The 26,409-nt window shown below is 49.8% G+C and carries 19 protein-coding genes; 16 read left to right on the top strand and 3 right to left on the bottom strand.

The genetic code is table 11. The annotated features are described in order from the left end of the window. Nucleotides 1–498 precede the first annotated feature (498 nt). The 7 genes from RGU75_RS20765 (at nucleotide 499) to RGU75_RS20740 (ending at nucleotide 9,536) form a co-directional block, all read left to right on the top strand. Complete coding sequence (locus RGU75_RS20765; protein WP_322239252.1) at nucleotides 499–936, top strand: CZB domain-containing protein; 438 nt, start codon at nucleotides 499–501, stop codon at nucleotides 934–936. Between the two features lie 526 nt (nucleotides 937–1,462). Continuing rightward, on the top strand, nucleotides 1,463–1,636 hold the full coding sequence (locus RGU75_RS20760; RefSeq protein WP_322239250.1) for an SDR family NAD(P)-dependent oxidoreductase: 174 nt from the start codon (nucleotides 1,463–1,465) through the stop codon (nucleotides 1,634–1,636). A gap of 26 nt (nucleotides 1,637–1,662) precedes the next feature. Continuing rightward, on the top strand, nucleotides 1,663–2,085 hold the full coding sequence (locus RGU75_RS20755; protein WP_322239248.1) for an SDR family NAD(P)-dependent oxidoreductase: 423 nt from the start codon (nucleotides 1,663–1,665) through the stop codon (nucleotides 2,083–2,085). 22 nt (nucleotides 2,086–2,107) lie between these two features. Continuing rightward, on the top strand, nucleotides 2,108–2,218 hold the full coding sequence (locus tag RGU75_RS24005; protein ID WP_369124727.1) for an SDR family oxidoreductase: 111 nt from the start codon (nucleotides 2,108–2,110) through the stop codon (nucleotides 2,216–2,218). A 345-nt stretch (nucleotides 2,219–2,563) separates the two neighbouring features. Further along, the gene (locus RGU75_RS20750) at nucleotides 2,564–4,930 is read left to right on the top strand and encodes a DEAD/DEAH box helicase (protein WP_322239246.1); all 2,367 of its coding nucleotides are present in this window, start codon (nucleotides 2,564–2,566) and stop codon (nucleotides 4,928–4,930) included. Between the two features lie 261 nt (nucleotides 4,931–5,191). Then, nucleotides 5,192–7,693 carry a DEAD/DEAH box helicase gene (locus RGU75_RS20745; RefSeq protein ID WP_322239244.1) on the top strand — a complete coding sequence of 834 codons (2,502 nt, stop codon included), beginning with the start codon at nucleotides 5,192–5,194 and terminating at the stop codon, nucleotides 7,691–7,693. Nucleotides 7,694–8,105: 412 nt separating this feature from the next. Continuing rightward, complete coding sequence (locus RGU75_RS20740; protein ID WP_322239242.1) at nucleotides 8,106–9,536, top strand: NCS2 family permease; 1,431 nt, start codon at nucleotides 8,106–8,108, stop codon at nucleotides 9,534–9,536. A gap of 522 nt (nucleotides 9,537–10,058) precedes the next feature. On the opposite strand, the gene RGU75_RS20735 is transcribed toward RGU75_RS20740, so the two are convergent. After that, on the bottom strand, nucleotides 10,059–14,546 hold the full coding sequence (locus RGU75_RS20735; RefSeq protein WP_322239240.1) for a DEAD/DEAH box helicase: 4,488 nt from the start codon (nucleotides 14,544–14,546) through the stop codon (nucleotides 10,059–10,061). A gap of 352 nt (nucleotides 14,547–14,898) precedes the next feature. On the opposite strand from RGU75_RS20735, the gene queE reads away from it, so the two are divergent. The 4 genes from queE (at nucleotide 14,899) to ldcA (ending at nucleotide 17,796) form a co-directional block, all read left to right on the top strand. Continuing rightward, nucleotides 14,899–15,534: a 7-carboxy-7-deazaguanine synthase gene (gene queE / locus RGU75_RS20730; RefSeq protein WP_322239239.1), complete on the top strand. Its 636-nt coding sequence runs from the start codon at nucleotides 14,899–14,901 to the stop codon at nucleotides 15,532–15,534. A 165-nt stretch (nucleotides 15,535–15,699) separates the two neighbouring features. Next, a complete protein-coding gene (gene queD / locus RGU75_RS20725) occupies nucleotides 15,700–16,149 on the top strand; it encodes a 6-carboxytetrahydropterin synthase QueD (protein WP_322239237.1) in 450 nt (149 codons plus the stop codon). Nucleotides 16,150–16,288: 139 nt separating this feature from the next. Next, nucleotides 16,289–16,798, top strand: coding sequence for a tRNA adenosine(34) deaminase TadA (tadA, locus tag RGU75_RS20720; protein WP_322239235.1), 510 nt, complete (start codon nucleotides 16,289–16,291; stop codon nucleotides 16,796–16,798). A 20-nt stretch (nucleotides 16,799–16,818) separates the two neighbouring features. Beyond that, nucleotides 16,819–17,796 carry a muramoyltetrapeptide carboxypeptidase gene (ldcA, locus tag RGU75_RS20715; RefSeq protein WP_322239233.1) on the top strand — a complete coding sequence of 326 codons (978 nt, stop codon included), beginning with the start codon at nucleotides 16,819–16,821 and terminating at the stop codon, nucleotides 17,794–17,796. Here ldcA and RGU75_RS20710 read toward each other — a convergent pair. Beyond that, nucleotides 17,783–18,700 carry an aldose 1-epimerase gene (locus RGU75_RS20710; protein WP_322239231.1) on the bottom strand — a complete coding sequence of 306 codons (918 nt, stop codon included), beginning with the start codon at nucleotides 18,698–18,700 and terminating at the stop codon, nucleotides 17,783–17,785. The genes ldcA and RGU75_RS20710 overlap by 14 nt on opposite strands. A 361-nt stretch (nucleotides 18,701–19,061) precedes the next feature. Here RGU75_RS20710 and RGU75_RS20705 point away from each other — a divergent pair, with 361 nt between their 5' ends. The 4 genes from RGU75_RS20705 (at nucleotide 19,062) to yjfF (ending at nucleotide 24,095) form a co-directional block, all read left to right on the top strand. Next, entirely contained in the window at nucleotides 19,062–20,030 is a 969-nt protein-coding gene (locus RGU75_RS20705) for an ABC transporter substrate-binding protein (RefSeq protein ID WP_322239229.1), read from the top strand. A 272-nt stretch (nucleotides 20,031–20,302) separates the two neighbouring features. Next, complete coding sequence (locus RGU75_RS20700; RefSeq protein ID WP_322240699.1) at nucleotides 20,303–21,895, top strand: sugar ABC transporter ATP-binding protein; 1,593 nt, start codon at nucleotides 20,303–20,305, stop codon at nucleotides 21,893–21,895. 119 nt (nucleotides 21,896–22,014) lie between these two features. Further along, nucleotides 22,015–23,052 carry an ABC transporter permease gene (locus tag RGU75_RS20695; protein ID WP_322240697.1) on the top strand — a complete coding sequence of 346 codons (1,038 nt, stop codon included), beginning with the start codon at nucleotides 22,015–22,017 and terminating at the stop codon, nucleotides 23,050–23,052. Further along, nucleotides 23,052–24,095 (top strand): galactofuranose ABC transporter, permease protein YjfF, encoded by a 1,044-nt coding sequence (gene yjfF / locus RGU75_RS20690; RefSeq protein WP_322239227.1) that lies wholly within the window; start codon nucleotides 23,052–23,054, stop codon nucleotides 24,093–24,095. Before RGU75_RS20695 ends, yjfF begins: the two co-directional genes overlap by 1 nt. 19 nt (nucleotides 24,096–24,114) lie before the next feature. Here yjfF and RGU75_RS20685 read toward each other — a convergent pair whose 3' ends face one another. After that, on the bottom strand, nucleotides 24,115–24,702 hold the full coding sequence (locus RGU75_RS20685) for an O-methyltransferase (RefSeq protein WP_322239226.1): 588 nt from the start codon (nucleotides 24,700–24,702) through the stop codon (nucleotides 24,115–24,117). Between the two features lie 863 nt (nucleotides 24,703–25,565). Here RGU75_RS20685 and RGU75_RS20680 point away from each other — a divergent pair. Then, a complete protein-coding gene (locus RGU75_RS20680; protein WP_322239224.1) occupies nucleotides 25,566–26,249 on the top strand; it encodes a PEP-CTERM sorting domain-containing protein in 684 nt (227 codons plus the stop codon). Nucleotides 26,250–26,409 lie beyond the last annotated feature (160 nt).

Raw genomic sequence — 26,409 nt, 5'->3', positions numbered from 1 at the left:
AAGTGATGATAATAAGAGGCCTTCAATTCACCCCTAATTTTATATGTCGCATGTGCGCCACTGATCAAGATTGTCGGCCACACTTCACAGTGTGTAGTCACCGAACTATCAAATATCACATCTGATTTCCATCAATGCAAACATTCTCACTTAAGTAAATAGCCATAATTGTCATCAATGACGAACCATTTCGTTTGACCAATTTCTAATATCTCGCTTAACTAGATAAACTTCTTTTATTCGACGTTATTCATTACAAAACTGTGTTCCAGCATTACCATCCGGTTCAAATTAAACAGGTGATATTCGACCATGGCATATTTGCAGGCAGTCGTTGGAAAGCTTTCAGAGGCCCACGTCTTTTGGGTGATGCACTTCAGAGACTAAAAATTCTGCGTGGCGATGTTGCAGCCGAAGACTTCAGGTTATGGCAATGTGGCAAATGAATTGCTGCAATATCTTTGATTATCAATAAACTAAAAACAGGGAGTGTCATGCATGTTGAAATTTTTTAAAAATATCTTTGGGGCGGATAGCAACTCAAAGCAGAACGGACCAAATGAAGTGTCCGAAATGCAGCTTAAGACTATTCGTGAGTTGAATGTTAGCGCCGCGATTGCGGCGCATGAAAACTGGAAAATTAGGTTAGATACTTATCTCGCGGGAAAATCTAGCGAGGATCTGCGTCCGGAAGTTATTTGTTTCGATAATCGCTGCGACTTGGGAAAGTGGTTACACGGATCTGCACGTGAGCAGCTAGGAAAATACGCGTCGTTTCAGCAACTTGTTGCGGAACATAAAAATTTCCATTATCACGCGTCCAATGTCGTCAGCCTGAATCAATCAGGGAAAAAAGAAGAGGCGCAGAAGTTGCTCACAAATGGATTTCAGCAGTCCAGCGAAAGGGTTATTCGACTACTCGGCGATATCGCATAATCGGCATACAGAAAAACCATTGCGCTCAGCCTCGGCGATTGTATCTATCTCAAATGCGTCGCGGCTTTGCGCTTTTCATATGGCAATAAGACGGTTAAACAGTACAACTCCAAGTTTGAGTGTAAGGATCGGTTAGATGTACGATTTTACAGAATGAATAATTTCGGGCATGTCGCAATAAGCACCATACTAAACTTGCGACGATGCGCAATAATCCCTTATAGTTAACAAAGCGGGATAACCGAAATAATGTATCTAAACCCGACTGTTTGATTCCGACTGATTCATCACTTTTTTATTGAATGAATCTAACGTCGGGAATAAATATGCAATTGAATTTAACGCTACCACAATATTCTTTTGACCATCCTATCGGGCGCTCATGCCTTTTTTTGAGGCCTTTTTTTCGGGCTATCTGTATTACTCAAATATGACTCAGATTTTTTGATCAGACTTTTTGGTCTGAATTCCCCCGGCAATGGTCATCCACTTATTGATGAAGCCTTGTTACGGGCCAGGTGTTTTGATGAAATTATATAATAAGGTCGCCATCGTCACTGGTGCACAACGCGGCATTGGCCTCGCTATTGCGCAGAGATTCATGCGTGAAGCGCATACGTTATTATTGCTGACATCGTTGATGCAACAGAGCAGGTTTCCACGTTGCCGGAGCAAGGGAAACATAAAATGCGTTTTGTAAAAACCGATGTCGGGTCATAGGGCGCAGTGCAAGAATTAGCCCAAGAGGTATTGGATTTTCATCGTCGTATAGACATCCTCATTAATAATGCTGGTGTTGCATTTGCTAAGCCGGTGACAACCACTGCCAAGGACGAATGGAACTGGTTGATGCGAGTCAATCTCAAAGACGTATTCCTTTGTTCAAAACCAGTCATTCCTATCATGCGTGAGAGCGGTGGCGGTATCATCGTCAATATCGCTTCAGAGGTTGGGCTGGTTGGTGAAGTTGGTGTTGCCGCCTATTGCGCGTCAAAAGGCGAGGTGGTGATGTTGAGCAAGGCGATGGCGATGGACCACGGGCCCGAAGGTGCTCGTATCAATTGTTTGTGTCCAGGCCCGACAACAACGGCCTTGCTGGAAGATGTATTTGCTAGCAATCCTGATCCGGTAGGAACGCAGGAGCTTTGAGCAAGCAACTGTTCTGAAGCGGTTGGGAACCCCAGATGAAATCGCAGCAGCAGTTGTGTTTCTCGCCAGCGACGAATCATCGTTTATGGCAGGTGCTAATTTAGTTGTGGACGGTGACTGGACTGCTCGGTAAATGGCAAAAGGAATCAACCTAGAATGGAAGTCTCGCAACGCTTGATGCCAAAAGAGCGCGCACTAACCATTGTGTCGCTCTAATTACTCGCATTAATACACTTACTAATATACTTATTACTAAGCTTGATATTAAGCTGGTGTATGGACAAGGCGTGGGGCCACATTCACACCAATCAACATTTTTTCCAGACCTGCGTTACTATTTTATCGGCGAGAGCGGCTGAAGTTATCTTACGTACAAGTAGGATACCTAGCGTCAATAAGCCCCGATGACCCTACAACAGAGTAAACTACGCATCACATTGTTTCGCATAGTGCGATTCGAGCAAACCTGCGAGTTATCATGTCAGAAACACCTATTCCCTTATTCGCCGATTTGAATCTCAGTGAGCCGCTGTTACGCGTACTGAAAGAAGTCGGATATGAGTCTCCGTCCCCGATTCAGGCAGCCACCATCCCGATTCTTTTAGCGAATCGCGACGTGTTGGGTCAAGCACAAACCGGGACGGGAAAGACCGCCGCCTTCGCTCTTCCGATTCTGTCCCGCATTGATATCAAACAAACAACCCCGCAGGCGCTTGTCTTAGCGCCGACGCGTGAACTCGCAATTCAGGTTGCAGAAGCCTTTCAACGATACGCCGCCCATATTCCCGGTTTTCACGTTTTGCCTATTTATGGTGGCCAAAGTTATGAGCCGCAGTTAAGAGCTTTACGCCGTGGTGTGCACGTGGTGGTCGGTACGCCAGGTCGCGTGATTGATCATTTGGATAAAAATACGCTGGATTTGTCGCAGCTGAAAACCTTGGTGCTGGATGAGGCCGATGAAATGCTGCGCATGGGATTTATCGACGATGTCGAGAATATTCTTCAGAAAACGCCAGATACACGTCAGACAGCATTGTTCTCCGCAACGATGCCATCGGTCATCCGACGTATCGCAAAAACGTATTTGCGCGACCCATCTGAAATCGCAATTGCAGCAAAAACTGGCACTGCTGACAACATTCGTCAACGCTATTGGTTGGTAAGCGGCATGCAAAAACTAGAAGCGCTCACTCGCATTCTAGAGGCCGAAACGTTTGATGGCATGATCATTTTTTCGCGCACAAAATTGGGTACCGAAGAATTGGCCAGCAAGTTGCAAGCGCGTGGATTTTCTGCGGCCGCAATTAACGGCGACATCCAACAAGCACAACGCGAACGCACCATCCAACAGCTAAAGGATGGACGCATTGATATTCTGGTCGCCACCGATGTCGCAGCGCGTGGTCTCGATGTCGAGCGTATCAGTCACGTCGTCAACTACGATGTGCCGCACGATCCGGAAAGCTACACCCACCGGGTGGGGCGCACCGGTCGCGCCGGTCGTAGCGGCGAGGCAATTTTATTTATTACACCACGTGAGAAAAGTCTTCTAAAAGCGATCGAACGGGCGACACGCCAACCCATTGAGCCGTTAATATTGCCAAGCATTCAAGCTGTCAATGATGTCCGTATTGCGAAGTTTAAAAGTCAGATAGGCGAGATGTTGAGTCTTGGTGACTTGGAGCAATTCCGCGCCATCATCGAAGAATATGAACGTGAAAACAACGTTCCTGCCATCGAAATCGCTGCCGCGCTCGCAAAAATGGCGCGTGGCAATGTACCGCTATTGCTGGATAAAAATCAGCGTGAAGCGTCGCCTACTTCGTCCTGGTCGGACGAGCGGTCTTCTCATGCAGGCAAATTTGATCGTCCCGAACGTGGTGAAAGAGCAGAGCGTTCAGAAAGATTCGATCGCAATGATCGCTCGGATCGGAATGAGCGTCCGGCAGCCCCAAGGAAAGAGCGTGTTGATCGCGCAGCAGATGTCGGCATGCAAACCTTCCGCATAGAAGTCGGCCATACGCACGGCGTCAAGCCTGGCAATATCGTTGGCGCGATTGCTAACGAAGCGGGGATCGATTCAAAAAATATTGGACGCATCGAAATATTCGATAACTATAGCGTGCTGGATTTGCCGAACGACATGCCTGCTGAACTGCTTGAACATCTCAAAACTGTATGGGTAGCAGGTCAGCAATTACGTATAAGTGCTGATGGTGCGACGGCCAGTGCTGGACATAAATCTGCTACATCGCCAGCGTCGGCAACATCGAAGGCAGCTTTTTCCCCCAGCAATCCGAGAGAAAATAGTGCCTCGCCGTCCGATAAGTTTGAACGTAAGGAACGTTCTGAATCACCGGACCATGTTGCGAGATCTGAGTTTCCAAAAAAAGAACGCAATGATCGTAAACCTGATGCCGGTATGGAGCGCTTCCGTATTGAGGTCGGAAATGAACACGGTGTGAAGGCTGGCAATATTGTGGGCGCTATCGCCAACGAAGCTAGTCTGGATTCCAAATATATTGGCCGCATCGAAATATTTGATGATCACAGCACGCTCGATTTGCCAGAAGGTATGCCAAAAGAACTGCTCGAACATTTAAAAACTGTCTGGGTGGCAGGGCAGCAACTACGTATTAGTCACGCTGGTGAGCGTTCGCAAGCATCCGAAAAATTTGCGGGCAACAGCAAATCTTTTGCTTCTCCAAAAATGGGAGGCGACAGACGCGTGGGTGAGAAACAAAGCGATAAACCACCGTTCAAAAATAAAAACGATTTTAACAACCGTTCTGACGCTGCAAAAACAAAACCTAAGCCACATCGCAAAGGTCCTAAACCGGCCTGATGTAACCAGACTGATTTAGTTCGGGTAACGTAATGCGCGTGATGGGCATTTTTGCGAAAGTGCTCCGAGTGAATTGGTCGCCATTTGCTGGTGAAGCCTGTACAACAGTGATGGCTGCTATCTGAATCTCGTGATCGTTTAATCAATGATCACGAGATTGTTATTTGTCAATCCGACGCGTGATTGGGGTCCTTTATCACTAGCTTTAACGCTTTGATACATTGTTCATACTGCCTCTTCTTCTGCTCAGATAGATGATCCATGCTCCCGAATAATGCTCCCGTATCGATGGGTCATTTCCGCCCACGACTGACGCTGCAAACTTTAAGCCGTGGTGACGGTCTTTTAGGGATGAAACCATCTGGTCCATTTGGCCCCCGTGGCGGGCTAGTGACGGTCGTGCGTATCATGTGGACTTATACCAATGATGAGGGCTTGTATTGGGAAACCCCTGCGCCAATCGCGCTATTAAATCGACGCCCTTCATCATCGCAATACGCCGAGGATGCATTAGGGCAACGCGTGTTGACACGCAATTTTGATGCAGAAGCTGACGCATTGGATCGCGTGTGGGATGTCGGTTTGCACCCGCTCCCCAGCGAAAATTTGCAGTGGCGCACGGCTAGCGACGGGCAAGAGTTCGCCTCACTTTGGACGCTTGTACAAGAAGGTTTTTTTGGTGATTTCTGGGCCGACCAGTTGCCGATGTTGCAAGCGGAAGGTTGGTCGGTGGTAGTGCATCCAGGCTTTGCGCACGAAAGCGTGGCGGTGGATGCGTGGCATCTCACTGTCAGCACGGAAACCGGCGAAATACGCAATAAGGAAGTGATTTCGCGCATGCGGAACCGGCCTCAGGCTTTAACAGCATTAAGTCAACCTTCCGGTGAATCGTGGATGTTGACGCTAGGTATAGAGATTGACGGAGAAATACTGGACCTGACACCGTTACTAGCGAATTTATTGCAACGTGATGCACGCTGGCTTGACGCCAGAAGACTGGCGTTGATTGATGACGATGCAGTGATCCTGCTACGTACGCCAAACGGAAAGCGGATTGCGGCGGAGGCCGCGCCGCTTAAGGTAATTGTAGGAAGCATGCTGGACTTGCTGACCGATCCGGATCGTAAGGATGGTCCGCTACAACTGTCATCCTGGGATGCTTATCGTCTCGAAGCGATGCGTCTACATCTGATGAATACGCAGGCGCAACGCGCAGGCAAGCACGGCGCCTGGCAATTACGTGGAGACGTCGGATTACGCGAGTTGGCGCAACGATTGCAACAATCGTCTGGCCCACAACCGATTGAGGCACCATCCGGCTTGGGTGTCACTTTGCGGCCGTATCAGTTACATGGTGTGGCGTGGTTGCAATATCTGCGCGCGCAAAATTTGGCTGGCATCCTGGCGGATGACATGGGCTTGGGGAAGACCGCTCAGGCGCTTGCTCATCTACTGATAGAACAGCAATCTGGTCGACTGGATCGTCCAGTATTGATTGTCCTGCCCACCTCGCTCGTCTTTAATTGGCAATCTGAAGCAAAACGCATGGCACCAAGTCTGCGTGTTCTGACGTTGCAAGGGCCAAACAGAAAGCAGGATTTTTTTCGCATAGCAGATCATGATGTCGTCCTGACGACATATCCTTTGCTGTGGCGTGACCGAACCATCCTCGAAGCGCAAGATTTTTACATGCTGATCTTGGATGAAGCACAGACCGTTAAGAATGCCGCAGCCCGCAGTGCGAACGCCGTGCGCCGTATAAAGGCGCGTCATCGTCTCTGCATTACAGGCACACCGTTGGAAAACCATCTCGGTGAGTTATGGACGCAATTCGATTTTTTGATGCCCGGTTTTTTAGGAGATGCGCGCAGTTTTATGCGCTTATGGCGCAAGCCAATTGAAGTAAGCGGTGAAACGTTGCGGGCACAGTTATTGGCGCAACGGATACGGCCTTTTATCCTGCGACGACGCAAGGATGAAGTCGCCACTGAGTTACCCGCCAAGATCGAAGTGATCAAACGTTTGCAATTACAAGGCCAGCAGCGCGCGCTTTATGAAAGTGTGCGTGTGGCCGCTGACGAGCATGTGCGGCGTATATTAAAGCGCAAGGGATTTTCTGGAGGACAAATCACCATCCTCGACGCATTACTCAAACTACGACAAGTATGTTGTGATCCATATTTACTAAAGGGAATACAACACGCCAAAACAATGGAACGCGCCAAGTTAGAAATGCTGCGCGACATGCTGCCGTCGCTGGTCGCCGAAGGTCGTCGCATTCTGGTATTTTCTCAATTTACTGAATTACTCGGCATGCTCGAAGCTGAGCTCAAGCTATTGGGAATCCCTTGGCTTGCCCTGACCGGCAAGACGCCGCCAGCAAAGCGTGGTGCATTAGTCGCGCAATTTCAAAGTAAAACCGTACCGATTTTGTTGATTAGTCTAAAGGCTGGCGGCGTCGGTTTGAACTTGACCGCCGCAGACACCGTTATTCACATGGACCCATGGTGGAATCCGGCTGTTGAAGAGCAGGCTACGGCCCGCGCGCATCGTATTGGGCAAGAGCACGTGGTATTCGTCTACAAACTGGTGATCGAAGGCAGTATCGAAGAAAGAATTTTAGATTTACAAGTTCGCAAAGCAGCGCTGGCCGAAGGAGTGCTGGGCAGCGACGGCGCATTGGCACAGAAATTTAATACGGAAGATCTGCAATTTTTGTTAGCGCCGTTGCATTCGGCCACGGGAGCCGGCAGCAGCTCTTAATTAGCGAGAAAAGTGATCGACGTTTGTTGAAAAAATAACGCATTAATGAAGTGCTAATTGGGTCATTTTGCTTTCTCTACCAATTTTTTCTCCCTTGCTCTAGCGCTAAAAACCAATATTTATCATTGATAAATGATCTGCTTTGGTTCTGGCGTGGGCATAATTTATTGCTCGTTATAACGTTCCCGCATATCCAAAAGCAAATGGCGGTTATTTACCTATCATGATGGGTCCGATACTTTACATACCATAAGCTGTATTTGTGGGAAATATTCACACATTCCATACTAAGAGCGGGCTAGGACCGAGGTATTGCTTCTCGATTCGGGTGCGTTCAAAAACATAACACGAGACACCCTGAAGACGATTGCACGCATATTGCCTCAGAGGATAATAAAGGAGTAGCTTGATCATGATGGAACCACAACTTCAGTCCCCGCCGACAGGTAGTTTTAAAGCTTCCGGTCTTGATGCCGCTGGCATTGACCCAGCTATCGGGGTTGTACCCGAAACAGGAACCGGCAGGATAGACAAATACTTTCAAATCACTGCACGCGGCAGTACGCAGCGTCGTGAAATTATTGCCGGGGTCACCACCTTTTTGGCAATGGTCTACTCGGTGTTCGTTGTGCCGGATATGCTGGGCAAGGCCGGGTTTGATGTTAGCGCCGTATTTGTCGCCGTATGTCTGACTACCGCCTTTGGTTCTCTAATAATGGGTTTCTGGGCGCGTTTGCCTATCGCGGTTGGTTGTGCGATTTCGTTGACGGCATTCACTGCGTTTGGCTTGGTGCTCGGCAAAGGCATAACGCCAGCTGTCGCTCTTGGTGCAGTCTTTCTGACTGGTTTGGTCTTTACGGCTATTTCAGTGACCGGCGTGCGTTCATGGATTCTGCAAAATTTGCCTGCCGGTGTCGCCCACGGAACGGGTGTCGGTATCGGTTTGTTCTTGCTATTGATTGCGTCAAACGACGTAGGTTTAGTAGTTAAAAATGCCGGTCCTGGATTGCCAGTGGCACTTGGCCACATCACCTCTTTTCCAGTCGTGATGAGCATCGTTGGACTGGCGGCTATCTTCGGTCTTGAACGTCGGCGTGTGCCAGGCGGTATTTTACTAGTCGTCATTGGCATATCAATCATCGGATTAATATTTGATCCAGCCGTTAAATTTACGGGTGTGTTTGCATGGCCAGCGCTTAGCTCTCCGGGTCACGCCTCATTGATCGGCGCGATGGATATCAAAGGCGCGCTGAGCATGACAGTATTGCCGAGCGTGCTGGCGTTGGTCATGACTGCAGTGTTCGATGCCACGGGTACCATTCGTGCGGTGGCCGGACAGGCTGGACAAGTCAGTGAAAACGGCTACATTCTCAACGGTGGTCGTGCACTGACAGCAGACTCACTCAGTTCAATATTTGCTGGCTTTGTCGGTGGTGCACCTGCTGCTGCGTATATTGAATCCACCGTCGGCACAGCCGCTGGCGCTAGAACCGGTCTTACTGCAGTGGTGGTGGGCTTGCTGTTTCTCGGGGTTATCTTCTTCTCGCCATTGGCTGGCCTGGTGCCTTCCTACGCCACTGCGCCCGCATTGATGTACGTCGGATTATTGATGCTTGGCAGTGTCAGCAAGATGCATATGGAGGATACGGTCGATGCGATGGCTGGACTAGTTTGTGCCGTATTCATTGTCCTGACATGCAATATCGTAACGGGCATTATGCTCGGCTTCTGTACCTTGGTAATCGGCCGCATTGTTTCAGGCGAGTACCGCAAGCTAACATTCGGCACAGTCGCCATCGCGATCGTTCTGGCAGTATTTTATGGCGGTGGCTGGGCAATTTAACAGCGGTGCAAGGTTGTCATCGGGTAACGCCGTTGCCTTGCGTATTCGACTAAAAATTGGGCATGTCGCGTCGCTGGCGGCTGCCTGATCTCAGTGATCGTTTCGTCCAGAGTGAAAGTGGGACGCGCAATATCGCAGCGAAATACCACGCGGGCCTAACCGCAAGTTGCCATGTGAAAATGCTGATCAGGCAAATAATCACATCTCGTAATTGCTATGCTGGTGCGGATAAGTCTGCAATTATTGCACCATATTAATTTCTTTAGGGAAATATAAAATATTCCAATGTCATCGACGTGGATGAGCGCCAACTCTGTATGAATGTAATAGTTTGTAAAGAGGCATCGTCGATTGTTTGTGAAACGGTATATTGAATCTGTCTCCTCCAACACCTCCTAAGGTTTGGATTCAGCCCGCAGCCGAAAGGTCATGCGGGCTTTTTTTAGGCCAACGCCAACGCGGTGTTATTTCTCTTGGGAAGCGTCTAGGAACTTGCCTTTAGATGACGCGCAATGACGAAGGTTAATGAAGACCTGTTAACGCTTTACGGATAGGCTCCTGGTCGCCTGACTCAAGCGCAATGAGATAGCTTATTTTTCCCGCAATCACCGTTGCAACAGGCAGTCCGTCCCGGAATAGCACGCGGTTAGCGCTCAATGCAGGGACTTTTTCGCCGGGCAGCATGGCTCCGCAGAGGTTAAGAGGGTCGACGCCAGAGATGCAAATCAGATCACCGGAACCAGGCCGCCGACGCACATCACGGAGCAGTGGAATGGCCTCCGGTAAGGCGAATTGTTCGCCCGATAAACCGCCGACAAAACGGCCGCCCCGTAGTTCTCCCCGCGCTTCAAGACGATGGAAGATGGGGAGCAAATCACGCCATGGCGGCAACCAATTGGCTTCGCGTTCAAGTAACCGCCAGAAAACAACCCCATAGCGCCGCAATAACACCATAGCAATGTGTTCCAGCACCAATGGATCGATTCGTGGTTTTCTGCCCGAAATGGTTGTTGGTGTCATATTAAGGTTTGGGTCTCGGTCTGGATCGCGGTCTGGGTCGATATTTGAGGCAATAGGGCGCACCAAAGCCCAACGCCCAGCCTCGTCCATAGTTGTCATGGGCCAGCCCCGATGACGGCGGCGGGAATGTTCGGCGCGTTTCGCTGTTGGCACTAACAATGCCCGTAATCCTGCAAAACTGTCAGCATTGATCAGGCCAGCGGAAACTAATTCACCAAGTGCATTTTCCAACTCTGTTGGCAGCAAACGTGTATCAGTGAGTAGTTCATCGAAGAACATTGCGCCATGGCGTAGCAACGCCATGTGGACACGTTCTGAGCGCGGTGATATTTCGGGTTGCTCATTGGTAGGTTGAAGCGCATTCCAGATACGCAAATGGCGACGTTGCAGAAGTGCGATTGGGGTACTACGCAGCGGACCGGCCCCAGCGCGTAACGGCGCTGCAATACGGGTCCACACCACCTTGCCACTACGACATAAATCATCTAGCAACTGCGGGGAATAGTCGCTCAATCGTGCTGGAAGGATCGCGCTTTCCCAGCCTGCCGCAGCCCCTTCAAATCCTTCCAATTGGGCGATAACGGATGACAACGCATTTGGTCCTTTTAATTGTGTATCTGGTGTTAAATGCTGCCAATCGAACAGAAATCGCATGAAATCCTGGCGTTCGACCGGTTCAATTTCCCGTCGCAAACGCTTGATTGTGTACCGATGGATACGCGCCAACAGGTGCCGTTCACACCATTCTTCCTCGGCGATGCCGGGTGTAAAGCGCCCGCGCATGACATAACCTTCTGACTCAAGCCGAACCAGCCCGGAGGTAAGGGTCATCGCTGGTAAGCCGACGGTCTGCGTTAGCTCCGCTAGCAATTGCGGCCCGAAACCAGAAAGCCGCGCTCTCAGAATCTCAACAATTGCCTCATCGCGGTTCCAGTTGCGCTCCCCATCACTGTGCGCTTTTTGCCGGTTGAATAAGGGCGGGGTGGAAACTGCTTGCGGGTAAGCCGCCTGAAAACAAGCGATGCGTTCCAGTGGAATCCAAATACCGTCGGTAGCGTCCGGGTAAATTGACATAAGTGTTGCACGTCCGCTCAGCGCCAACGATTGCAGCCAGTCCCTCCAGCCTTCATACCGCCTTGCCTCGGTGTTGGTAACGAACGAGAGGCTCATCAGTGCTTCGTGCATTTCGTCACCATCTCGTACGCGTGGCCATGCTTCTTCGACGACGCTTGCGATGGCGTCAACATCCAGTGCGCTCATATCGTCAACCGAAGTAGGATCGGTCCATCGACGACTTTGTACGGCTTGAGTGCGGCGCTCTTCTAATGGTGCATCATCAAGAAAAGCGTAAGGCCTTGCATTCAGTATCTCCATGGCCAGCGGCGATGGCGTTGGCAAGTCGCGGGCAATGAGCGTCACATCACCTTGCTCAATACGGCGTAGCAGTGCAATCCAGCCGACGGTGTCCATCGCGTCATGCAGACAATCGTCGATGGTTTGCATCACCAATGGATGATTGGGTAGTTCACGTTCGCCAACCACATTCTCAAGGCATGCTGCCTGATCAGGGAATACGGCGGCTAACAGATCGTCGCTTTTCATCCGCTGCAATTGTGGCGCGACTTTACGGCCGCCGCTATAGCGTGGCAGCGCCAGTGCAACCGTCGCGTTCCAGCGCCAACGCACATTGAATAGCGGTGCATCCAGCAGCGCCTGAATCAATACGTGTTCGGCATTGCCGGACTTTAAATAGCGCCAGACTTCATCCAGGGCAAAGCTCTGGCTGGTTGAAAGTGATAAAACGATGGCATCTTCGGTGGCTGCGGCCTGTAATTCGAAGTTGAAGGTGCGGCAGAAACGCTTGCGTAGCGCCAACCCCCAAGCGCGGTTAATGCGACTGCCAAACGGTGAATGCAGCACTAGTTGCATACCGCCAGATTCATCGAAGAAACGCTCCATCACCAGCGTATCTTGCGTTGGAAGTGCGCCTAATGCAGCGCGGGCAGGCGCGAGATAATCGACGATCTGGCGCGCCGAACTATCGTCAAGGCCGACTTGTTCAACCAGCCAGTCAATAGCCGCCGACAGAGTGGGCGTCTCACCGCTAAATGTGACCGTACTGTCGGAATCGGCATCCTTGACGTTATGTAGCCGCAGAATGCCAGTTGTGCTCGATAGAAGCTGATCAACTCTGGCGCGCAAACGTGCGACCCCGACCGACAGTTCATCGCTTCGTCCGGGTGCTTCGCCGAGCCAGAAAGGGATGCTCGGCGGCATGCCATGCGCATCCTCAACCCTAACCCGTCCGGTTTCAACCTTCAGAATCCGGTAAGACGTATTGCCTAATTGGAAAATATCGCCCGCGATGCTTTCGACCGCAAAATCTTCGTGCACCGTCCCAATCGGATGTCCCTGCGGTTCCAGCAATACAGTGTAATCTGCATTATCGGGTATCGTACCGCCGGATGTGACAGCCGTCAGCTTCGCGCCTCTTCGCCCCCGCAATGTGCCAGCGACGGTGTCGCGGTGCAGATAGGCACCACGGACACCATTTCGCCCCGTATAGCCTTCAGTCAGCATGCGAAGGATCGCGTCGTATTGCCCGCGCGCCAGTGCTGCATAAGGTTCAGCACGCCGAACCAGCGCGAACAATTCATCTTCGGTCCACTCCTGACAAGCCACCTCGGCAACAATTTGCTGGGCCAGAACATCTAGCGGGGCGTTTGGAATGTGGAGCAAATCGAGTTCGTCGCGCCGTATGCAATCCAACAGCGCCGCGCATTCAATCAAGTCATCCCGTGATGTCGGAAACAGGCGGCCTTTGGGCATGCCGCCAACCTGATGCCCTGAACGCCCGACACGTTGTAAAACGGCCGCGATGCTGCGAGGTGAACCAACCTGACAAACCAGATCAACATCACCGATATCGATACCCAGCTCCAGCGACGCGGTGGCGATCAACACGCGCAGGTCGCCGCGTTTAAGCCGTTGTTCAGCATCTAAACGATATTCCTTGGCAAGGCTTCCGTGATGCGCGGCGACCGCGCTGGTTCCCAGACGTTCAGCCAAATGGCGGGCGGCACGCTCAGCCATGCGCCGCGTGTTGACGAATACCAGCGTCGTGCGATGCATGGAGACCAGTTCTGCCATTCGGTCATAAACCCGTTCCCATACGTCATTGGCCATGACGGCTTCGAGCGGAACGGGTGGCAATTCAATCGCCAGATCGCGTCGACGGATGTGGCCGACATCGACGATAGCGCAGTCGTTGACCATTGTTTCAGTGCCATCGTCGTAACGTCCCACCAGAAATCGCGCAACTGCATCCAGTGGTTTTTGCGTCGCGGACAAGCCAATCCGGGTGGGACGCTGTTCGCAAAGCGCATCAAGCCGCGCCAGACTTAGCGCCAGATGACTGCCGCGCTTGCTGCCAGCAACTGCATGAATCTCATCAACAATGACCGTCCGTGTGCCAGCCAACATCGCCCGACCACTATCGGAACATAACAGGACGTATAAGGATTCCGGCGTGGTGACGAGAATATGCGGTGCGCGTTTGCGCATTGCCAGTCGTTCGGCAGTGGTCGTGTCGCCAGTGCGCACAGCGGCTCGTATGCCGTGGTCGGGCAAGCCCATCTGCGCCAGTTCGCGCGCAATGCCTTCTAGCGGTGCATCGAGATTAATACGGATATCATTAGACAACGCTTTCAGTGGAGAAACATAAATCACTGAAGTCACATCCGGCAGGATGCCATTGCGCAATACACTCTCTTTTACCAGCGCGTCTATCGCCGCCAAAAAAGCCGTCAGGGTTTTGCCGGATCCGGTCGGTGCCGCGACCAAGGTAGGACGACCGCTGCGAATTAACGGCCACGCGAGCTGCTGCGCCTCCGTGGCACTCTTAAAAGTGCTGCGGAACCAAGCCGAGACAGCAGGATGAAAATACTCCCACATATTAACGGTAGCGGTGGCGGTGCATGGGGTAGCCATGGAATATTATAGGCTGGGCTGTGGATTTTGCTTTGCACACTTAATCAACCCATTCTAACTGCTGAGCTCAATCGTGGTTTTCCCTATCGTGCTTTCAGTGGGGCTCCTCAAGTTTTGCCGGGCTGGCTTGCATTCTAAGGCGATTTTCCGCATTTTGCGATCAGGACTTTATTTGGTTGAAATGATTGCCTTATTGATCACTTAATTGATTCGATATAATAGAAATCGTATTCGATAAATGAGTGTCAGTTTTATATCGTCATTCTGACTAAAGTCGGTCACAGCAGGAAATACCATTTTGTACGTTAAAATGCTAGGTTGATTTCATTTTCAGTTATTTGTGAGAAGCACCGTGACATACAGCATCAAAGAAATTTTTTATACACTGCAAGGCGAGGGCACGCACGCCGGACGCCCCGCGGTATTTTGTCGCTTTAGCGGTTGCAATTTGTGGACCGGACGCGAGGAAGATCGCAGCAAAGCCATTTGCCAGTTTTGTGACACCGATTTTGTCGGGACGGACGGGGAAGGCGGCGGCAAATTCAAGACTGCTGACGCACTGGCCAGTACGATCAACGCGTTGTGGCCGGAATCGTATACCGCCAGCAAATTTGTCGTCTTCACCGGCGGCGAGCCTCTTTTACAACTGGACGCTGCATTGATCGACAGCATGCACGCGGCCGGTTTTGAAATCGCCATAGAAACCAACGGAACAATCGACGTGCCAGCCGGTGTAGACTGGATCTGCGTCAGCCCAAAAATGGGATCGGTGCTTAAAGTCCACAAAGGAAATGAGCTCAAAGTCGTCATTCCCCAACTCGGACAAGCGCTGGCGACATATGAAACGCTTGATTTCGATCATTTCTATTTGCAGGCGATGGATGGTCCGTTGTTGGCGGATAATCTGCAACGCGCAATTGAAACCTGCAAGCGCAATCCGAAGTGGAAATTGAGCTTGCAAACGCACAAACTTTTACAGATTCCCTAAACTTATACCATTGGCGTCTTTAAGCCTTTGTACTGCTTCTGAAGTCTGCCTTGCAAAGTTCCATTGCTAAGCTGTGATTCAATACTGTCCTTAAAGCGCTTCGGGTTTGATGATTTGGACTCGTTTTAGATCAAATAGTTGATCAGTATTAATTGAAAATGAATTATGTTAACCATTACTCGCAAATTAGAGTTCGATGCCGGTCATCGCATCCCCGATCACAAAAGCCAATGCCGCAACTTGCATGGCCATCGTTATACGCTTGAAATTACGTTGGTCGGTGCCATTATTGAAGTCGAGGGAAGCTCCGACAATGGCATGATTATGGACTTTTCGGATATCAAGACGCTGGCTAAACAGCATCTGGTTGATGTCTGGGACCATGCATTTCTGGTCTATGAAAAAGACACCGTCGTGCGCGCTTTTTTGGCGACTTTGCCAGATCACAAGACCGTAATCATTGATCGTATTCCGACTGTCGAAAATCTTGCCCGCGCTGCCTATGACATCCTCAAGGCCGCTTACAAGGATCACTACGGTACAGGTTTGCATTTACAAAAATTGGTATTGCACGAAACCCCAAATTGCTGGGCGGAGATTTCTGAAGATCGTTGATTAATACGCCTTGAGGTCAGTTACCGGACCTTCAACTCAAGCGCGCAAAGTTCATTTATATGATTGAATGGTCAGCGCAACGGTTGCGCAATTCTCTTCGTTTCCATGCATTATTAGTTGTTCTGATAAATTTCACCGTATGGATAATCTTTCTCATCCAATAGACGCCGCTTCAACCGATGACATTTTCATGCGGCAAGCAATAGCGCAAGCACACAACGCTTGGGCATTGGGTGAAGTGCCGGTCGGCGCAGTCGTGGTGAAAGATGGCGTTATTATCGCCTCCGGATTTAACCATCCGATAGGCAATCATGACCCAACTGCGCATGCCGAAATAATGGCGCTGCGGGCTGCCGCGACGTTACTTGGCAATTATCGTCTACCCGGTTGTGAACTCTATGTCACACTGGAACCCTGCCTGATGTGCGCAGGCGCAATGATGCACGCGCGCCTCTCACGCGTGATTTATGGCGCTAGCGATCCAAAGACTGGCGCTGGCGGTTCTGTGCTCAACGTCTTTGAGCAAGAAAGGCTGAACCATCACACCGCGTTAACCGGTGGTGTCCTATCCGACGAATGTGGCACACTGCTTAAACAGTTTTTTTCCGAGCGTCGTCTGGCGCAAAAAAATCAACCTGAATTATTGTAAAACGTTTCCAGGACGCATCAGTGGATCTAGAAAATTCCGATTTGCCAGCCGATTTGCCAGCCGATTTGCAAACACCAGAGCTTGCGCTATTTGCCAAAAAAGTTGGCGTTGCGTTGATCGCGCCAAGCGGTTATGCGCTGGATCAGCAGGTGCTTGGGCGTGGCATTCTGGCTCTGCAACAACAAGGTTGCGTCGTTTATAACTACTACGACGGGACGCAGAAATATCAGCGATTTGGCGGCACCGAAGCAGGGCGGTTGGCACAAATATACGCAGCGATTGATAATCCACAAGTGCAAATTGTCATGGCAGTACGCGGCAGTTACGGCATGTCGCGCTTGTTACCGTTGTTAGATTTTGAGCGGATCGCAGCAAGTAAAAAGCTCTTCGTCGGCCATAGCGATTTCACTGCTTTCAGTCTGGCCCTGTTGGCGCAAACCGGATTGCAAAGCTTTGCCGGACCGATGTTATGTAGTGACTTTGGTGACGTGGAACTGAGTCAATTCACCATGTCTCATTTCTGGCAAAGCCTGCGTCAAGCAGAGCAAACGCTCGATGTGGAGACCAACGGAAATCCAGACCTTGATGTCACCGGCACTTTGTGGGGTGGCAATCTGGCGATGATCAATCACCTTATCGGAACGGCCTATTTGCCGCAAGTTGATGGTGGCATTTTATTTCTTGAAGATATCGGTGAGCATCCGTATCGCATCGAACGGATGATCTTACAACTTCAATACGCCGGAATTGCAGAGCGCCAACAGGCGATAGTGCTGGGCGATTTTTCACATTATCGCTTGGCGGCCCACGACAACGGCTACGATTTTGATGCCATGTTGGCCTATTTGCGTTCGAACATATCTGTTCCAATTTTGACCGGCTTGCCATTCGGTCATGTGCGCGATAAAGTCACGCTGCCGATTGGCGGTCAGGCAAGGCTGATTTCCGGACCAGCCGGATTTCAGCTCAGGATCTACAGTACGCTTACATTACGCTGACCTGAAAATGGGTCTTCATCGAGAGAGTTTGTCCACGTGCTAGCGTGACCAAACCTGGTTTTCCGGTTACGTGGAATGCATTAATTGGATGCGTAATCGGTTCGAAGCAAAAATAGTCATGCTTCGGTGGCCGATACATCAAACTATAGCTACTACAGTTATCCATTGTCACTGACAGTTCCAGCCCTCGGTCAGGGTAGCTAATCAGCGCCTTTCCATCCCATCCCGTAAAGCAATTATCAATCAATGGTCCTTCCAATGCGGCTGGATGATTATAATTCCAGGTCTGTGGAAAGGCCTTCGTGTGAGCAGTCGGGATCTGATCGCTATCCGAAAGCCACACGCCATCGGCCCGCGAACTAAATCGCGTCGCCTCATTTCGTGGAAAGTAGGGATGTAATCCGAGGCCGTAAGGTAAGGATTCGGCTCCCAAATGGGTTACTAATAACGCTATCGATAGCCCATCGTCCGTTAACGTCAAAGTCTGGCTGCAACGATAACTGTGTGGATTGCCATCAAAGCAATCCGATTTTAGCGTCAATTGAATACTGTTTGGGGTTCGGTTGGCAACCCGCCATTTTTGCAGCCACGCATCCCCGTGAATCGGATATGGCTCGCCCGCGCGGTTTTCAAGAACTGGATAGTGCCGTCCTTGATGGGTGAACCCGCCATCAGTAATCCGATTCGACCATGGAACCAGCGGAAAACAGGCCATGGCATAGCGATCCTTTGAGGTTCCATCCCATGACCGCAAAAGAGGACTCCATTGTTCTTTCAACTTCCAATCCCATGCAGCAATACTTCCACCCAAGGTCGGTAGAACTTGCAACCGTTGTGTCGCCGATTGGAGTTCAACTACGCGGATGGCAGAAGAGGTCGTTCCTGATGGTTTCGGGTTTATCATATATTTAATATTGGAATAGTATTCTGATAGGTTTATGCAATGATCTTAATCGACTATAAAGCTTTCAATGATGAAATAATTCGAATAAGCAATACTCAAATCTCTTAAATAAATATTAAAAAAATAACTATTCGATGTTGAATTTGATTCAATACCTAAATGGTTATCGCTTACAGCAAAAAATTCATTGGATAAATATCAATCTTTCTTCTAGGATATGAAGTGGTTTGGAACAATCAGAACAGCGAATTGTTGCAAGGCGAAGCATTGCGGAATCAAAGAACAGTAAAACAAACATCGGCGCGTTATGCGTCGCATGATCCGCAAACAGCGTGTTAAACCAGCTCCAAGGAGAAGACAAATGAAATTAACCAGCAAAAAAATATTAGCGTCCGCATTATTTTTAGGACTAGATTTTGGGATTGCATCGATTGCATTCGCAGACAAATCACTAGTAATGGGTTTTGCGCAGGTAGGCGCTGAAAGTGAATGGCGCACCGCCAATACGGCGTCGATCAAAGACGCCGCGGGCAAAGCCGGTGTCACGCTTAAATTCTCGGATGCACAGCAAAAGCAAGAAAACCAGATCAAAGCAATCCGCTCCTACATCGCCCAAAAAGTGGATGTAATTGCATTTTCTCCAGTAGTGGAATCAGGATGGGACACTGTCCTAAAAGAAGCCAAAAGCGCAAAAATTCCAGTTATCCTCACGGATCGCGCGGTCAACGTCACAGATAAATCGCTTTATGTCACCTTTATTGGTTCTGACTTTGTTGAAGAAGGACACCGTGCTGGTCGCTGGTTGCTAGAGCGCGCCAAGACCATGCCAGCCGGTGATATCAATATCGTTGAATTGCAAGGCACGGTAGGGTCTGCACCGGCGATTGACCGCAAAGCCGGTTTCGAGCAAGAGATCGCCACGAATCCACGTCTCAAAATTATCCGCTCGCAAACAGGTGATTTCACGCGTGCCAAAGGCAAGGAAGTGATGGAAGCTTTCCTTAAAGCTGAAGGCAAGAAAATCAATGTCTTGTACGCGCATAACGACGATATGGCGATTGGAGCAATTCAGGCAATCGAAGAAGCCGGTCTTAAACCAGGTAAAGACATCCTCATCATTTCGGTGGATGGTGTGAAAGGCGCATTCGAAGCCATGATGGCGGGTAAGTTGAACGTCACCGTCGAATGCAGTCCATTGCTGGGACCACAATTGATGCAAGTTGCCAAAGACATCGTTGCTGGTAAATCAGTGCCAAAACGGATCACCACGGTGGAGGGCGTGTTCCCAGCCGAAATCGCTGCTAAAGAGTTTCCAAACCGTAAGTATTGACACTAAACGGTTGGCGCTACATCACGAGCAACCACGAGCGACAATGATTGACGCCTAGTCCAGGACCGGAGCAAACTTAGTGCACGACCTTAGCGTTTGCTCCCGATTTGCAAAACAGAATCGGAGTAGACGCAAGTGTGCAAAGGGCGACGGTTCTGACGCTCAGTCATTCACTGTTCTGTTGTATGGCTAATGCATCTCATCCCATTGCTGCGCGCATCTTAACTTTTTTGTGCCGGTAATGGGATTCTTCGGGAAGTCTTTTGCCCATGATGACATCCATTACTACGCCATTATCGACCCCATTTTCTAGTCCTGAACATCGCTCGAAGCCGGTGTTAGAACTCAGTGGCATCTATAAAGCATTCCCCGGCGTCAAGGCATTAACTGATGTCGATCTCCTGTTATTTCCGGGAGAAGTGCACACGTTGATGGGCCAAAATGGGGCTGGAAAATCAACACTCATCAAAATATTGACCGGTGTTTATAAACCCGATAGCGGACGTATCCTGTTAAACGGTCGACCGGTGCAACCGCGTTCAACTCTGGAAGCCCAAAATCTTGGAATCAGCACGGTTTATCAAGAGGTCAATTTATGTCTCAATCTATCGGTTGCTGAAAATATCTTTATTGGCCGTTATCCGATGAAAAATGGTTTCATCGATTGGCCGATGATGAAACAAAATGCCCAAACATTATTGGCCGAATTACAGGTTGACATCGATGTGACCGCGCCGTTATCACGCTATTCGCTGGCGGTGCAGCAAATGGTCGCCATTTCACGCGCACTCAGCATTTCAGCCAAAGTATTAATTCTGGACGAGCCAACTTCAAGTCTTGATGACAATGAAGTCCAAATGCTGTTCACTGTATTGCGACGCCTGCGTGAACAAGGGCTGGCCATTTTGTTTGTGACACATTTCCTAGAACAGACATTCGATATTTCTGATCGTATCACCGTATTACGTAATGGCATCCGTGAAGGCGAATACCTCGTCAACGCCTTATCCCGCTACGACCTGGTCAACAAAATGGTTGGCGTCAGCGCTGAAGAAGCGCTTGCGCTCAGCAACGCGCGTGAAGAAAATTTGCAGTCATTGCCATTAACCGAGGTGGACCAAAACTCAGCCAGCAGCGCCACCTACATGGAGGCAGCAGGAATTGGGCGTAAAGGCGCGTTGACACCACTGGATCTTACATGTCGCAGTGGGGAAGTACTTGGCTTATGTGGCTTATTGGGTTCCGGGCGGACCGAAGCGGCACGTCTATTGTTCGGCGCAGATAAAGCAGACTCGGGAACCATCGCCATCAAAGGTAAGATTCACAAATTTAATTCGCCACGTGACGCGATTGCTGCCGGTATTGGATTCTCGTCAGAGAATCGCAAAGAAGAAGGCGCGATTCTTGAACTCAGCGTGCGAGAGAATATTATTCTAGCCTTGCAAGCGCGGGCAGGACTGATGCATGTCATCGGTCGCAAGCGCCAGCAGGAAATCGCCAATAATTATATTAAATGGCTTGGTATTAAAACGCCCAGCGCAGAAACCCCCATTGGCAAGCTATCCGGTGGCAATCAGCAAAAAGCATTGTTGGCGCGCTGGCTGGCGACCGATCCCGAAATGCTCATTCTGGACGAACCGACACGTGGCGTTGATGTGCGTGCCAAGCAGGAAATCATGGATTATGTCGTTTCACTCTGTCGCAAAGGAATGGCAATTCTGTTCATCTCATCTGAAATTGACGAAGTATTGCGTTGCAGCGACCGCATTCTGGTGTTACGGGACCGCAAAGCGTGCGGCCAGTATTTGCGCGGTGAGCTGGACGACGCATCAGTCCTGCAAGTCATTGCCGGAGATGCAGCATGAGTGTCGATAAACAACTGAAACCATCAGCGGCTATGCCAACAGAACAATCTGCAATCGCAGCTAATGCCTCGACTGCCTCGACTGCATTAGCCTTACCAACTGCAAGCCAATCCAGCTGGATGCAACATCCCTTATTCTGGCCCACGGCAGCGTTAGCCCTTTTACTGCTAATCGACCTGATCATGATCCCCGGATTTTTTCGATTAGAAATCAAAGATGGACATCTCTATGGCAGCGTGATCGACATCATCAATCGTGCAGCGCCGTTAATGCTGGTAGCGCTTGGCATGACATTAGTCATCGCCACACGTGGCATCGATATCTCGGTCGGTGCAGTCGTGGCGATCTCTGGCGCGGTCGCTGCGGGACTGATCGGCGGCGATATGGTGATGATCAACGGCGCACCAGAATACGTCAGCAAAATGCCGATGGTGTTTGCGCTCTTGATCGCCATGGGCGCGGCGTTGCTATGCGGCGTCTGGAACGGATTGTTGGTTTCCACCTTGGGTTTGCAGCCCATCATTGCCACCTTAATCCTGATGGTGGCGGGGCGCGGTTTAGCGCAATTGCTCACTGACGGACAAATCATCACGGTGTATTACAAACCGTTTTTCTTTCTCGGCAGTGGCTATTTATTCGGTCTGCCGTTCTCGTTATTTATTGTGCTGGCGGTCGGTGGCTTACTATTGTTGCTGATGCGTAAAACGGCGCTTGGTCTCTTTATTCAGGCTGTCGGTATTAATCCGGTTGCATCCCGACTCGCTGGTATTAAAACCTCGGCACTGATTTTTTTCGTGTATATGTTTTGCAGCGCCTGCGCAGGGATGGCGGGTCTCATGATTAGCGCCAATATCAAAAGTGCCGACGCCAACAACGCCGGTCTGTTGATGGAACTCGACGCAATCCTGGCCGTGACCTTGGGTGGTACATCCTTGGCCGGTGGTAAATTCAGTTTGGTTGGCAGCATCATCGGCGCATTAATTATTCAGACACTGACCTACACCATCTATTCAATTGGCGTTCCACCTGAGGTAAACATGGTGGTCAAGTCCATCGTCGTATTCATCGTTTGTTTGTCACAATCGTCGCAATTTCGCTGGCATTTTTCTGCTGCCGGAATACGCAGTTTCAAACATTTTTTTGCGGCGACCAAATAATGAAGAACGCCATACAAAACCTTCCCAAATCACTGACATTGCCCAAGTCTGCTGCATCGCAGACCCGCTCATTATTTAATTCACCTTATTTCACCTCCGTGATTACGGTGGCGTTATTTGCCATCATGTTCGGTCTTGGCTCCTTCTCTTATACTGGATTTTTTTCAGTGCAAGTATTTTTCAATCTCCTGATTGATAACGCCTATTTGCTGGTCATCGGTATTGGCATGACCTTTGTGATTCTGTCCGGCGGGATTGATCTGTCGGTCGGTTCAGTATTAGCGCTGACCACAATGATCTCGGCCTATTTGCTCGAAAGCCTGCATTGGCCGCCGTTATTTGTCATGATTTGCGTACTCCTGATCGGATCGCTATTTGGCGCATTCATGGGCGCATTGATTCATTTCTTTAAATTGCAGGCCTTCATCGTCACGCTCGCGGGAATGTTTTTTGCGCGCGGTTTATGCTACCTCATCAGCATCAATTCCATCACCATCGATAACCCGCTCTACGTGTCGCTATCGCAGGCCAGATTGACGTTTTTCGGTGCGTTCATTTCTCCCAGCGTCATGATTGCCCTCGTCATGCTGGGGGTGGCGATCTATCTCGCGCACTACACCCGTTTTGGTCGCGCCGTCTACGCCATTGGCGGTGATGAAGAATCGGCATTGCTGATGGGTTTGCCGGTTGGCCGTACCAAAATACTGATCTATTCCTTCAGCGGATTTTGCGCGTCACTGGCCGGGATTCTGTTTTCACTTTACATGCTGTCCGGCTACGGCTTACACGCCCAAGGCGCAGAGCTCGACGCCATTGCAGCAGTTGTCATCGGCGGCACGTTATTGAGCGGTGGTTACGGCTATGTTGCGGGCACGCTATCGGGCGTATTGATCCTCGGCGTCATTCAAACACTGATTACATTCGACGGCACACTGAGCTCGTGGTGGACCAAGATCGTCATCGGCGCATTGCTGTTTATATTTTGCCTGGCGCAACGTTTGCTGGCGATTGGTGGAAAGGCGCGCGGGAAAGCGACGGCATAATTGTAGGAATATTGCGACTTCATTTTTCCTTTGTTGCAAGAAATTCGCCTTTCCCTACGGGAACCAGGCTCGTCACAAAATCGCCATCTGCTTGAATTATGTTGATAAATAGCGCCATCTCTTTAGCGTGAGACGTGGCGTTATCCACCACCAGCAATCCACCACGACGCAGCACACGCTTCAAATCCGGCCACCATCCACCATATTCAGAGCGGTCTGAATCCAGAAAAATCATATCGAAGGCCGCATCTGCCGCACCGCTCAACACGGCGCCAGCATCTCCCTCAATTTGGGTGATATGGTCGGCCAAGCCCGCTCGGACGAAGTTCTTTGCCGCCATTGCAATTTTAAATGCCGACATCTCAACAGTCGTCACTTTGCCATCAAAAGTCCGTGAAGCATCAGCTAACCAAAGGGTTGAGTAGCCGTTAGAAGTGCCGATTTCAAGAATGCGTTTAGCGCTCATGATTTTTATCAGTACAGACAAAAAATCGCCCGTGTCACGCGTAATGTTCAACATGCGGCCTGGTCGATCCCTCATCAAATCGTCATTCGCGTGACCGAACTCTTCCAACTCGTCCAAAAGTTCTTTCAATGTTGAATTCATTGCTTACTCCGCATAGTGAGTGTTGAGAGAGCCTTGCAAACCGCCGATATCGCGATAATCATAAGGCATGGGCAATGACGGTAAAAATCCCGAGTTTAATAGGTGTTCTGATCATATTACAAATGCCGAGTGGCAGTTTCGCTTACCTGGCTGTCATTTTTGGAGTGTTTTGACTTGGCTAGCAAGACGCCGGTGGATTAGTTAAGGGCAGGCTGAAAGCGAAAGGGTATAAGGCATGATGTTTTCTTTTGTGTGTGGTTAAACCCGCGCCCCGCTTCCAAGCGGGTGGGCGGCAAATGGTAGAGTTGGAAGACTGGCGCACAAAAGCAAACCAGCAAGCACGAAGACTTGCCCGCCACAGCCGCCCTTTGAGGCAAAGAGAGATGATTGCACATAAAAAAAGGCACTAGATCGTTTTGTGCGATTTTGTGTTTTCAGGCTTTCAAACCTGGTTTCCTTTTTATCAGGGACGAAAAGAGCATAAAGCAAGACGGTAAAATCTGTGAAGTCTTGATTTTCAGTTGATAAAAAAGTGATTAGACGCGATGCGTTCGCGGATGATCCAAAGCGTTTGGGTGACCCCTTAGCCAATTACAAATTAAAAAAATGGCGATAGGGAGAGCAGCCGGTGCCTCACGTATTGTATTTTCCTGGTCGACGCAGATCAAATTGTCAGTATTTTTTACACTCTTGCCGTGAGATAGGTTTGAAAAAATCATAAGTCCATGATTTAAAACAAATAGTATATGTGGCATAACTATTGCTATTTAGTCATTGGAAAATCTATTTCATGTCTAAGGTGCGCAACTAAAGCTATGTAATCAACGGCAGCGACTTTAGGGTAATTATTTAACGGGGAAGTTATGAAAAATATTAAAAAAATCGCTTTCGTTGCTGCCGTTACCGTCACAACATTATTTTCGGTATCGGCACAGGCAACCCTCACAACTTACACTAACCTGGCGTTATTTGAGGCTGCTGCGGGTGCAACCTCTCTAGAAACCTTTAGCACTGCTACCCCCAACGTATCTGGCAATAATTTTGCCGGTACCTTTAACGGTTTTTCGCTGTCCAGCGTAGCGAACGGTAACAAGAGCGGCATTTCGACCGGATCTATTAGTGGCAGTGACAATACGGCGATTCCGGCAAATTTTTCCGGCCAAAATTTCTATGGTTGGGGGGAGGGAACTCAAGGTAACGTCGGTCCTACTACCACCTTTAGTTTTGGTCGTGCGGTTCAGGCGCTTGGTTTCGATTGGTTCGATACGGATGTTACTGATAGCTATTCATTGAAAGTCAATGCCTTGACTACGGTAGTTTTCAATTACAAATCGAGTGGCTTTTTTGGTGTTATTGCTAGCGCTGGCGAATCATTTACCACTGCATCAATCCAGACATTCACCGATGGTGGGTTCATTTCAACCGAGGGTTTTGATAATGTCCGTGTCTCCGCCGTTCCTGAACCGACTTCGCTGGCTTTGTTGGGTCTTGGAATCTTAGGCTTCGTCGCTTCACGACGCAAAGCAACTAAGCATACCAGAGGCTGATTCCTCATTTTTTCCATGGTCCGCTGATTAGGTGATTTCCGCTACCTGGTCAAGAAAAGTCTCCCACGATGACATTCGGCGAGACTTTTTTATTTGTCCGGTCCCATTTTATGTCCCGTCCAAAACAAGTTGCATATGCAAATCCCGCTATCCGTCCCTC

This window comes from Glaciimonas sp. CA11.2 (assembly GCF_034314045.1).
Taxonomy (GTDB): Bacteria; Pseudomonadota; Gammaproteobacteria; order Burkholderiales; family Burkholderiaceae_D; genus Glaciimonas.
The sequence above is the reverse complement of the archived record's forward strand: the minus strand, read 5'-3'. Positions and strand labels throughout refer to the sequence as shown.

What these genes read in the sequence shown, in the direction of transcription:
- RGU75_RS20765 (WP_322239252.1), top strand. Translation starts at nt 499, where the DNA reads ATGTTGAAATTTTTTAAAAATATCTTTGGGGCGGATAGCAACTCAAAG.
- RGU75_RS20760 (WP_322239250.1), top strand. Translation starts at nt 1,463, where the DNA reads ATGAAATTATATAATAAGGTCGCCATCGTCACTGGTGCACAACGCGGC.
- RGU75_RS20750 (WP_322239246.1), top strand. Translation starts at nt 2,564, where the DNA reads ATGTCAGAAACACCTATTCCCTTATTCGCCGATTTGAATCTCAGTGAG.
- RGU75_RS20745 (WP_322239244.1), top strand. Translation starts at nt 5,192, where the DNA reads ATGCTCCCGAATAATGCTCCCGTATCGATGGGTCATTTCCGCCCACGA.
- RGU75_RS20740 (WP_322239242.1), top strand. Translation starts at nt 8,106, where the DNA reads ATGATGGAACCACAACTTCAGTCCCCGCCGACAGGTAGTTTTAAAGCT.
- RGU75_RS20735 (WP_322239240.1), bottom strand. Translation starts at nt 14,546, where the DNA reads ATGGCTACCCCATGCACCGCCACCGCTACCGTTAATATGTGGGAGTAT.
- queD (WP_322239237.1), top strand. Translation starts at nt 15,700, where the DNA reads ATGTTAACCATTACTCGCAAATTAGAGTTCGATGCCGGTCATCGCATC.
- tadA (WP_322239235.1), top strand. Translation starts at nt 16,289, where the DNA reads ATGGATAATCTTTCTCATCCAATAGACGCCGCTTCAACCGATGACATT.
- RGU75_RS20710 (WP_322239231.1), bottom strand. Translation starts at nt 18,700, where the DNA reads ATGATAAACCCGAAACCATCAGGAACGACCTCTTCTGCCATCCGCGTA.
- RGU75_RS20705 (WP_322239229.1), top strand. Translation starts at nt 19,062, where the DNA reads ATGAAATTAACCAGCAAAAAAATATTAGCGTCCGCATTATTTTTAGGA.
- RGU75_RS20700 (WP_322240699.1), top strand. Translation starts at nt 20,303, where the DNA reads ATGACATCCATTACTACGCCATTATCGACCCCATTTTCTAGTCCTGAA.
- RGU75_RS20695 (WP_322240697.1), top strand. Translation starts at nt 22,015, where the DNA reads ATGCAACATCCCTTATTCTGGCCCACGGCAGCGTTAGCCCTTTTACTG.
- yjfF (WP_322239227.1), top strand. Translation starts at nt 23,052, where the DNA reads ATGAAGAACGCCATACAAAACCTTCCCAAATCACTGACATTGCCCAAG.
- RGU75_RS20685 (WP_322239226.1), bottom strand. Translation starts at nt 24,702, where the DNA reads ATGAATTCAACATTGAAAGAACTTTTGGACGAGTTGGAAGAGTTCGGT.
- RGU75_RS20680 (WP_322239224.1), top strand. Translation starts at nt 25,566, where the DNA reads ATGAAAAATATTAAAAAAATCGCTTTCGTTGCTGCCGTTACCGTCACA.